The organism is Mesorhizobium sp. M0621 (genome assembly GCF_040320745.1).
In the GTDB taxonomy this organism is placed as follows: domain Bacteria; phylum Pseudomonadota; class Alphaproteobacteria; order Rhizobiales; family Rhizobiaceae; genus Mesorhizobium.
Genome location: NZ_JAMYQF010000099.1, coordinates 1 through 9,597 on the forward strand (window position 1 = coordinate 1; position 9,597 = coordinate 9,597).

Consider the following 9,597-nt stretch of genomic DNA (forward strand, 5'->3'; position numbering starts at 1 on the left):
GTGTTGGCCGGCGGGGGCGCCGGGGGGGCCCCCCCCCCCCCTCTGGGGGGGGCGGGGTGCCGCGCCCCCCCCGCCACGGAGAGGGGGCTGCGCCCTAGAAGGCCCCCTCTCCGGCCGCTTCGCGGCCACCTCTCCCCCGCTTTGCGGGGGCGAGGAACCCAGGTCTTGAGAGGTCGGCAGGACAGCGCCCCCCTCTGTCCTGCCGGACATCTCCCCCACGAGGGGGGAGATCGAGCTTAATGCACGCGCTTGCCTCGACCAACCACACGCGGCATAGATTTGAGATGACCGAAACCTATCGCCCGCGCCGTTCCGTGCTCTACGTCCCGGCCTCCAACGACAAGGCGCTGGCCAAGATCGCGCAGCTTTCCTGCGACGCAATCATCATCGACCTCGAAGACGCCGTCGCACCGGCCGACAAGATTGCCGCCCGCGAAAAACTGGCGGGCATTTTGGCCAAACGTCCGGTTGCCAACGATATTGGCCGCCGCTGCGAGATGATCGTGCGTGTCAACGCGCTGTCCAGCGAATGGGGCGCCGACGATCTGCTTGCCATGGCCAAATGCGAGCCTGACGGCCTCCTGCTGCCCAAGGTCGACACGCCGCGCGACATTCTGGAAGTCGGCGACGTGCTCGACGAAAATTTTGCCCCCGATGCGGTGAAACTATGGGCGATGATCGAGACGCCCAAGGCCATGCTCAACATCGGCGCCATTGCCGAGCTTGGCCGCGATCCGGCCTCGCGGCTTGACTGTTTCGTTGCCGGAACGAATGATCTGGTCAAGGAGACCGGCGTGCTGGTCACGCCTGACCGGCGCTATCTCGTGCCCTGGCTGATGCAGATGCTGCTGGCCGCGCGCGCCGGCGGCCTCGACATGCTCGACGGCGTCTCCAACGATTTCCGCGATCTCGACGTCTTTGCTCGCGAATGCGCGGAAGCCGCTGCCATGGGGTTCGACGGCAAATCGCTTATCCACCCGGCCCAGATCGAAGCCGCCAATCGAGCCTTTGCACCGTCGCCCGAGGCGGTGGCCGAGGCGCGCTCGGTGAAAGAAGCCTTCGCGCTTTCCGAAAATGCCGGCAAAGGGGTGATTGCGCTGAACGGAAGAATGGTCGAGCGGTTGCACCTGGCGCAGGCCGAAAAACTGCTGGCGAAGGCAGCCGCCATCGGCGCATGATATCAGCCCTGTGCTTGCGGGCTACTCACGACAGGAACCAACCCGATGAAACTCTACCGCTTTCTGACCGGCCCGGACGACGCCAGCTTTTGCCACAAGGTGACGGCGGCGCTGAACAAGGGCTGGCACCTGTTCGGCTCGCCGACCTATGCCTTCGACAAGAAGGCCAAGACCATGTGCTGCGGCCAGGCCGTCGTGAAGGATATCGACGGACAGGAATACGGACCGGACACCAAGCTCAGCGACTGGTAGTCGGCGCTCGCATCCACAGCCACCCGGCCAGCCAGGCGATCGCTGCCGCAAGCGTCACCAAGCCCAGGTCAAGAGCCAACTCCGGCACGAACGCACGGAGAGCGATAGGCATCGCGCCAATGAAATAGAGAGCGAGTGGAATGCGCGGCACACCTCTTGCAACGACAAGAGAGATTACAAACGCCGGCGTCCCAAGCAGAAAAAGAACTGAACTGGCAACCAGAGCCAGTCCGAGTGGCCCGGCGCGCAGGTCGGTGATGGTTGTCAGCGGAAGCTTCGAAAATACGAGATTGATCACCACTTCCACACCGACCAAACTTGCCAATGCAACGAAGTTGATGACAAACGCGATCGTGCCGAACAGGCCCGCGCGCCGGCCAAACGCAAGAAACAGGCCTACGACAAGACCAAGCGCCAATATCTCGGCGACTGGCGCGAGAAGTTGCGTCAGATCGGTGGTCGCGATGAGCGAGCTGCGTTTGGCCGCGTTGACCAGAAGAATAAGCGCGCTCCCCGCCCCGGCGATGGCGGCAAGCCGATAAAGCGTAGCGCTGGGCACAGCCGCGCTCGACTGGACAGCCGTGGAATTCTCCTGAGGTTCTTCGGCTGAACTGTGAAGCGAAATGAGCGATTGCGGACGGCGGGGTTCGGCGGTCGTGGCGAGCATGTTCGTCTCCTCATCTGGGAAAACGGCAGCCGCGAAGACCGCAGGCCTGTTCCGATCCCATTTGTAATCAGTGATTACATGCTCTTGCTGGGGTTGTAAACGTTGATTACATAAATTTCGGTATTCATGCTACGGACGCGTGAAGCAGTTCTACGAAACAAAGGAAAGAAATGGCAGAAGCCAAGACGCCTCGCCGCACCAGCTACCACCATGGCAATTTGCGGGACACGTTGATCGATGCTGCAATTCAACTTGTCGAGGAAGGCGGCCCCGACAATGTGAGCGTGCGCGAAGCCGCAAAGCGAGCCGGCGTTTCCCCCGGCGCGCCCTTCCGGCATTTTCAATCGAAAACAGCGCTGCTGACCGCGGTCGCCGAACAGGCCATGAGCCGGCTGACAGAGGCCGTCACCAATGCACTTTCAGAAGTCGACAGCGAAGATCCCATCGTGGCCTTCGAAGCAATCGGACAAGGCTATCTGGAATGGGCGATTGCCAATCCCACGCATTTCCAGGTCATCAGCTCCCGAACGCTGATTGATTTCGACGGGTCGGACAGTCTTCGGGGTCAGAATGAAGCCATTCGCCGGAAGATGATCGACCTGCTGACTCAGGCGCAACAACAGGGTCGGTTGGCTGCGAACACGGACTTCGATCATCTGGTTCTTGCCGCTCGTGCATTTGTCTATGGCTTGGCACGAATGGTGGTTGATGGTCATTTTTCGCAGTGGCATCCGTCCGAGCCGCCATCGCTCGCCGTGCACAAGGCGCTGCATCTTTTCGTCAGCCGGATGACCGACCTGTCTGAAGCGAAATCTTAGAAGCCTTTGCCGCCGCTGAGTTCTGGACCGACTTGAGAGAGACTTGAGAGGAGTGGACATTTCACGCGGCGTAGGAACCAGTTACTCAGCCGCCTCTTCGATCCTCTCCATATCGTCATCGGACAGCCCAAAATGGTGGCCGATCTCGTGGATCAGCACGTGGGTGACGATGTCGCCCAGCGTTTCCTCGTTCTCGGACCAGTAGTCGAGGATGGCGCGGCGGTAGAGCGTGATGCGGTTCGGGCCTTCGCCGGTCTGCGGATTCCAGCGCTCGGCGATGCCGCGTCCTTCGAACAGGCCGAGCAGGTCGAAGGGCGTTTCCAGCGACAGATCGTCCATGATCTCGTCGGTCGGGAACTCGGCGATCTGGATGACGATCTCGCCGGTCAGCTTGCGAAAATCCTCCGGCAGATGGGCATAGGCCTCCAGCGCCAGGAACTCCATTTCGTCCATCGAGGGCGAGAGTTCGTCATGCCAGGTGCGGGTCTTGTAGATGCGGGCCATGCTTTGTCCTTTGATCCCGGCATATAGGCTTTCACACAGGACTCGGCAAATGACTGGCGGCCGCACGTCTCAGACAAACCCACACGACAGGAATAAATTCCCCATGACTCAGCTTGACTCTTGGGACGCGCTCTGGAATCTATAAGAACATAACAGGAACAATTGTGAGTGGAAGCTGACCGTCATGGCGATGACCGCCGTGGCGCGGGAAACTGTTTTTGCCCTGCGCCGCCAGATCGCGAAAATCGAGGGAACGCTGCCCGAGCGCCTGCAGGCGCCGGCCGCAGCGACCCCTGATGCTGACGCCAGCACGGGTGTCACGCCCAATACCGATCTCACAATCGTCCGGCGCGGCATTGCCGCGGCTTTGCCGGATGCTTTCCTGCCCATCGGTGTCGAGCGGCTCGATGCCGCCTTGAGCGGTGGCCTGCCCAAGGCAGCCTTGAGCGAATTCCATGGCACGCAAACCCGCGATGCCGGGGCTGTCGCCGGCTTCGCCCTGTCGCTCACCAGCCTGATCCTCAAGCGGACGCCAGAACTGCCGGTGCTGTGGATCGGCACCACGGAAATCTTCCGCGAAGCCGGCTTTCCCTACGCCAGGGGGCTTCATGCCTCGTTCGGCATCCAGCCGGAACAATTGCTGTTTTCCGAGGCGCCCCGACTTGTCGATGCGCTGTGGGTCGCCGAGGAGGCTGCCCGGATGACGGCGCTCGCCGCCGTCATCTTGGAAATTCGCGGCAATCCGCAGCGGCTGGACCTGACCGCGACGCGCCGGCTGCATGCGCGGGCCCAAGGTGCGGGCCGGCCGGTGTTCCTGCTGCGGCAGGCGGCCGAGCCCGAGCCGACGGCGGCCCCCGTCCGGCTCATCGTCGCGTCGGCGCCAGCGGTACCGCGCGACACCATCGCCGGGCCGCTCGCCGGCTCGATCGGCCACCCGGCCTTTATCCTCACCATCGGCAAGAGCCGCACGGCCTTGCCTGGACAATTCACACTGGAGTGGAACCCCGATGAACGCGCATTCGACGAAAGAACGAGCGACGAAAGAAGGGGCGAGGAAAGAGGCCGGGCAAAGAATCCTGTCCCTGTGGTTTCCCTATCTGGCCGTGGAAAGGATCCTGCGGCAGCGTCTGGGGCGGTCCTGGCGTTCCCGGTCGTCGGATCACCTGCCGCCATCTCACCCACCGCTCGTGATCAGCCATCGCGACCGCAACGCGCAGCGCATCTCGGCCCTCGACGAGCGGGCTGAAGCACTGCACTTGAAGCGCGATATGGGCATTGCCGATGCGCGCGCCATGCATCCGTCGATCGACATCGTCGAGGCCGATCCGGAGGCCGACCGGCGCCTGCTCGAAGGTCTTGCCGACTGGTGCGACCGCTACACCCCGCTGGTGGCGCTGGACGGGGCGGACGGCCTGTTTCTCGACGTCACCGGCTGCACCCATCTGTTCGGCGGCGAACGCGCCATGCTCGACGACATCCTGTCGCGCTTTTTCCATCAGGGTTTCGACGTCCGCGCCGGGCTTGCCGCGACACCGGGCGCGGCTTGGGCGGCGGCACGGTTTGCCGGTGACCGCATCGTCGATGGCGGCGAGGAGGAAGCGCTGCTGGCACCCCTGCCGCTGGCCGCACTGCGCATCGAGCCGGCGACCCGCGCCAGCCTGGAAAGCGTCGGCCTGCGCACGGCGGGCGCCGTCATGGCGGCACCGCGCGCGCCGCTCGCCCGCCGCTTCGGCGCCTTGCTGCTCCTGCGCCTCGACCAGGCGCTTGGCCGTCTCGACGAGGCCGTGTCGCCGCGGCTGCCCGTCGCGCCGCTTTCGGTCGAACGCCATCTGGCCGAGCCCGTCACCTTGACCGAGGACATAGAACGGCTGGTGGGCATGCTGGCGACGACCTTGAAGATCGACCTCGAGCGTCGCGGCGAAGGCGCCAGGACGCTGGCGTTGCTGCTCTTTCGCGTCGACGGCGCCGTCAGCCGCATCGCCATCGGCACCTCGCGGCCGATGCGCGAACCCATGCTGATCCAGAAATTGTTCCATGAGCGGCTGGCCGCGCTCGAACAGGATATCGATGCCGGCTATGGCTTCGATCTGGTGCGGCTTTCGGTGCTGACATCAGCCGCTATCGACATGCAGCAGGCCGATCTTGCCGGCGAGGTGATCGACGACGGCGCCGATATCGCGCTGTTCGCCGACCGCATCCGCGCCCGGCTCGGCGATGGCGCGGTCCTGCAGCCGGTTGCCGTCGAAAGCCATCTGCCGGAGCGCGCCGTCGCCACCATCCCCTTCACCGAAGCCCCGCGCCGGACCACGCCGCCGAAGAAACCGGACAGACTGCAGGCGCCGATGATTATCTTCCCGCCGGAACGGCCGATCCGGCTGTTCCGCTCGCCCGAACCCATCGACGTGCCGGCCACCGAAATGCCCGAGGGGCCGCCGCTGAACTTCCGCTGGCGCCGCGCGCTCTACCGGGTGACGCGGGCCGAGGGGCCGGAGCGCATCGCCGCCGAATGGTGGCGCGAGTCGCCGAGCGACGAGGCGGCATCGACGCGCGACTATTTCCGCATCGAGGATGCCGACGGCCGCCGCTACTGGCTCTATAGGCAAGGCCTTTACGGCGGCGCCTCGCAGGTCCCGCCGCGCTGGTTCCTGCATGGGGTCTTTGCATGAACGCGCTGACCGTCATTCCCTATGCCGAGTTCGGCATCCAGTCGAATTTCTCCTTCCTGCGCGGCGCTTCCAAGCCGGAGGAGTTGGTGGTCGCCGCCAAGCTTCTGGGCTTTTCCGCGATCGGGCTTGCCGACCGCAACACGGTGGCCGGTGTGGTGCGCGCCTGGCAGCAGGCCAAGGTGGAAAAGCTTTCCTATCACCCCGGCTGTCGGCTGGTTTTTGGCGATGGCACGCCGGACATTCTCGCCTATCCCAGGGACCGCAAGGGCTGGGGACATCTGTGCCGCATGCTCACCCAGGCCAACCTGCGCGACGAGAACGAAAAGGGCGCCACCCTTCTCCAGCGCAGCGACCTGCTCGAATGGGGGGATCTGATGTCGCTGGCGGTCCTGCCCGATCTGTCGGCGGGTCCGCAAGACCGTCTCGCCTTGCTTCGTGATCTCAAGCATCGTTTCGGCCGGAACCTGCGGCTTGGCGTTTCACCCGACTATGCCGGCAATGACCGTTTCCGGATCGAGCAGGCAGCGGCGTTTGCCGAGAGCGCCGGCATCCCGCTGATGGCGACCAACGACGTCCTCTACCACACGGCCGAACGGCGCCCGCTGCAGGACGTGCTGACCGCGATCCGCCTCAACACACCCGTCTCCGAGGTCGGGCTGCAACTGGCCGCCAATGCCGAACGCCACCTGAGGCCGCCAATGGAGATGGCGCGCCTGTTCCGCAGGCATCCGCAGGCACTGGCCGAAACCTTGCGATTTGCGCAGGAGCTGACTTTTTCGTTGAGCGATCTCCAGTACAACTACCCCGACGAACCGACGGAATCGGGTCTCGGGCCGCAGGCCGAGCTGGAACGGCTGGCACGGGAGGGGGCTGCCGAGCGTTATCCCGCAGGTGTGCCCGCTTCGGTGACCAAGCGCATCGCGGAAGAGCTCGCTCTGATAGAGCGCCTCAACTACGCCCGCTATTTCCTGACCGTCTACGACATCGTCAAGTTCGCCCGCAGCCAGGACATTCTCTGCCAGGGGCGCGGTTCGGCCGCCAATTCGATCGTCTGCTTCTGCATCGGCATCACAGAAGTCGGCCCGGACAGGATCGACACGCTGTTCGAGCGCTTCATTTCCGAGGAGAGGAACGAACCGCCGGATATCGACGTCGATTTCGAGCATGAGCGACGCGAAGAGGTGATGCAGTACATCTATACGAAGTACAGCACCAAGCGCACGGCACTGGCCGCCGCCGTCATCAGCTATCGCGGCCGCTCGGCGCTGCGCGAAGTCTCCAAGGCAATGGGCCTGTCGGAGGATGTCAGGGGGTCATTGTCCGGTTCGATCTGGGGCTGGTCGACCTCGGAACTCGGCGAGAAGGAAGCTCGCGCCGGCGGCCTCGACCGCACCGATCCGGTGTCGCGGCATGTATTGGAACGCGCCAACGAGATCATGGGTTTTCCCCGCCACCTGTCGCAGCATGTCGGCGGCTTCGTCATCACCAGGGACCGGCTCGACGAGATCGTGCCCATCGTCAAGACGGCGATGGACGAGCGCAAGATGGTCGAATGGGACAAGGATGATCTCGACGCGGTGAAGATCCTGAAAGTGGACGTGCTGGCGCTCGGCATGCTGACCTGCCTGAAACGCGCCTTCACCTTGCTGGAGGAGCACTATCCCAATGCACGGGATAAATATGGCCGGCCCTATGTGCTGGCCACGTTGCCGCCCGAGGATAGAAATGTCTACGACATGATCTGCCGCGCCGACACGCTCGGCGTCTTCCAGATTGAATCCCGCGCCCAGATGTCGATGCTGCCGCGTCTCAAGCCGGACAATTTTTATGATCTCGTCATCGAAGTGGCGATCGTCCGGCCGGGTCCGATCCAGGGCGACATGGTCCATCCCTATCTGCGCCGCCGGCAAGGCAAGGAAAAACCCGAATATCAGAAGCCGGAGCTGGAGGCGATCCTCAGCAAGACGCTTGGCGTGCCGCTGTTCCAGGAACAGGCGATGAAGATCGCCATCGTCGCCGGCGGTTTCAGGCCGGGCGAGGCCGATGAACTGCGCCGCGCCATGGCCACCTTCAAGCGCACCGGCACGATCGGCAATTATCGCCGGCGCATGATCGACGGCATGGTTGACAAGGGATACACCAAGGACTTCGCCGAGCGCTGCTTCAAGCAGATCGAGGGTTTTGGCGAATACGGCTTTCCCGAAAGCCACGCCGCCTCCTTCGCGCTGCTGGTCTATGCCTCCTGCTGGTTCAAGACCTTCTATCCCGACGTGTTCTGCGCCGCGATCCTGAATTCGCAGCCTATGGGATTTTACCAGCCGGCCCAGCTGGTGCGCGACGCGCGCGACCATGGCGTCGACATTCGCGACGTCGACGTCAATTTCTCGGTCTGGGACTGCACGCTGGAGAAAGCGCCTTTCGATCCGGCCCGCATCCTCGCGCGCCATGCCGAGATGCGCGGCGTCATCGAGACGGATCATGCACTGCGGCTCGGCTTCAGGCAGATCAAGGGCCTGTCCAAGGAGCGCATGGAGCTGTTCGTCGACCGGCGCGGCGACGGCTACGTGTCCGTCAGGGACGTCTGGCTGCGCTCCGGTCTCGATGTCGACGAGATCGAGAGGCTGGCGCAAGCCGATGCCTTCCGTTCGCTTGGTCTTGATCGTCGCGAAGCCTTGTGGGCGGTGCGCGCGCTCGACGGCAAGAGCGCCGCCGAAAGGCTGCCGCTGTTCGACCAACCGGCGCTCCGCCTGCGCGAGCTGGAGCCCGAGACGAAGCTACCGAAAATGCCGCTCGGCGAGCATGTCATCCACGACTACCGCTCGCTCGGCCTGTCGCTGAAGGCGCATCCGGTCGCCTTCCTGCGCGAGCGGCTCGACCGCGCCGGCGTCACGCCCAATGCGAACCTGCCTTCCGTACGCGACGGCCGGCGTGTCTCCGTTGCCGGCCTCGTGCTGGTACGGCAGCGCCCCGGCAAGGGCAACGCGATCTTCCTGACGCTGGAAGACGACAAGGCGGTGGCCAACGTCATTTTGTGGCAAAGAACCTTCGACCGTTACCGGCCGATCGTCATGGGCGCGCGGTTCGTTCGGGTCACCGGGAAATTGCAGTCGGAATCGGGTGTGGTCCACATCGTTGCAGAAAAGGTCGAGGATCTGACGCCTTGGCTGACCGTGCTTCTGGAGAAGGTCAGCGAGGCTGGATCGGCGGTCGCCGGTCCTCAGGAACGCACTGCCAAAAGTCCGGATCGCGACAGTCGATCCACAATCCGGAGCACGCCGATCCGGCAGGATCTCGCGGCATTGTCGGGAGAGGCGGAACAAGTGATGCCCAAGGGGCGCAATTTTCAGTAGTGGCAAAAAACTTCGATGTCAGCGGGACAGCACCCCCTCTGTCCTGCCGGACATCTCCCCCGCAAGGGGCAGGGCTGTCCGGGGAAAGTTTTGAGTGAATCGAAATGCCGCATGTGCATGCCCCGTAAAACGGGGTTTGTCCGTCTTCTCTCTGGTTGTCGA

General features: G+C 63.8%; 8 protein-coding genes. 6 read left to right on the forward strand and 2 right to left on the reverse strand.

Features of this window, described 5'->3' with window-relative positions; genetic code table 11:
- The first annotated feature begins 284 nt into the window (after positions 1-284).
- Positions 285-1,178, forward strand: a complete 894-nt coding sequence (locus NKI38_RS32725; protein WP_352664931.1) for an HpcH/HpaI aldolase/citrate lyase family protein — start codon at positions 285-287, stop codon at positions 1,176-1,178.
- A gap of 45 nt (positions 1,179-1,223) precedes the next feature.
- On the forward strand, positions 1,224-1,430 hold the full coding sequence (locus tag NKI38_RS32730; protein ID WP_352632146.1) for a DUF1737 domain-containing protein: 207 nt from the start codon (positions 1,224-1,226) through the stop codon (positions 1,428-1,430).
- Here NKI38_RS32730 and NKI38_RS32735 read toward each other — a convergent pair.
- Positions 1,417-2,097, reverse strand: a complete 681-nt coding sequence (locus NKI38_RS32735) for a hypothetical protein (RefSeq protein WP_352664919.1) — start codon at positions 2,095-2,097, stop codon at positions 1,417-1,419. The two genes, NKI38_RS32730 and NKI38_RS32735, sit on opposite strands and share 14 nt — an antisense overlap.
- A gap of 170 nt (positions 2,098-2,267) precedes the next feature.
- Here NKI38_RS32735 and NKI38_RS32740 point away from each other — a divergent pair, with 170 nt between their 5' ends.
- On the forward strand, positions 2,268-2,915 hold the full coding sequence (locus NKI38_RS32740; protein WP_352664921.1) for a TetR/AcrR family transcriptional regulator: 648 nt from the start codon (positions 2,268-2,270) through the stop codon (positions 2,913-2,915).
- An 81-nt stretch (positions 2,916-2,996) separates the two neighbouring features.
- On the opposite strand, the gene NKI38_RS32745 is transcribed toward NKI38_RS32740, so the two are convergent.
- Positions 2,997-3,419 carry a metallopeptidase family protein gene (locus NKI38_RS32745; protein WP_352664923.1) on the reverse strand — a complete coding sequence of 141 codons (423 nt, stop codon included), beginning with the start codon at positions 3,417-3,419 and terminating at the stop codon, positions 2,997-2,999.
- 184 nt (positions 3,420-3,603) lie between these two features.
- On the opposite strand from NKI38_RS32745, the gene NKI38_RS32750 reads away from it, so the two are divergent.
- The 3 genes from NKI38_RS32750 to NKI38_RS32760 are packed head-to-tail and all read left to right on the forward strand — an operon-like array spanning position 3,604 to position 9,435.
- Positions 3,604-4,665, forward strand: a complete 1,062-nt coding sequence (locus NKI38_RS32750; RefSeq protein ID WP_352664925.1) for an ImuA family protein — start codon at positions 3,604-3,606, stop codon at positions 4,663-4,665.
- Positions 4,607-6,085, forward strand: coding sequence for a DUF6504 family protein (locus tag NKI38_RS32755; RefSeq protein WP_352664927.1), 1,479 nt, complete (start codon positions 4,607-4,609; stop codon positions 6,083-6,085). Before NKI38_RS32750 ends, NKI38_RS32755 begins: the two co-directional genes overlap by 59 nt.
- The gene (locus NKI38_RS32760; protein ID WP_352664929.1) at positions 6,082-9,435 is read left to right on the forward strand and encodes an error-prone DNA polymerase; all 3,354 of its coding nucleotides are present in this window, start codon (positions 6,082-6,084) and stop codon (positions 9,433-9,435) included. The genes NKI38_RS32755 and NKI38_RS32760 overlap by 4 nt, the downstream gene beginning before the upstream one ends.
- Positions 9,436-9,597 lie beyond the last annotated feature (162 nt).

Excerpts from the sequence above, each read along its gene's own strand:
- NKI38_RS32725 (WP_352664931.1), top strand. The coding sequence starts at position 285 with ATGACCGAAACCTATCGCCCGCGCCGTTCCGTGCTCTACGTCCCGGCC.
- NKI38_RS32750 (WP_352664925.1), top strand. The coding sequence starts at position 3,604 with ATGGCGATGACCGCCGTGGCGCGGGAAACTGTTTTTGCCCTGCGCCGC.
- NKI38_RS32745 (WP_352664923.1), bottom strand. The coding sequence starts at position 3,419 with ATGGCCCGCATCTACAAGACCCGCACCTGGCATGACGAACTCTCGCCC.
- NKI38_RS32760 (WP_352664929.1), top strand. The coding sequence starts at position 6,082 with ATGAACGCGCTGACCGTCATTCCCTATGCCGAGTTCGGCATCCAGTCG.
- NKI38_RS32740 (WP_352664921.1), top strand. The coding sequence starts at position 2,268 with ATGGCAGAAGCCAAGACGCCTCGCCGCACCAGCTACCACCATGGCAAT.
- NKI38_RS32730 (WP_352632146.1), top strand. The coding sequence starts at position 1,224 with ATGAAACTCTACCGCTTTCTGACCGGCCCGGACGACGCCAGCTTTTGC.
- NKI38_RS32735 (WP_352664919.1), bottom strand. The coding sequence starts at position 2,097 with ATGCTCGCCACGACCGCCGAACCCCGCCGTCCGCAATCGCTCATTTCG.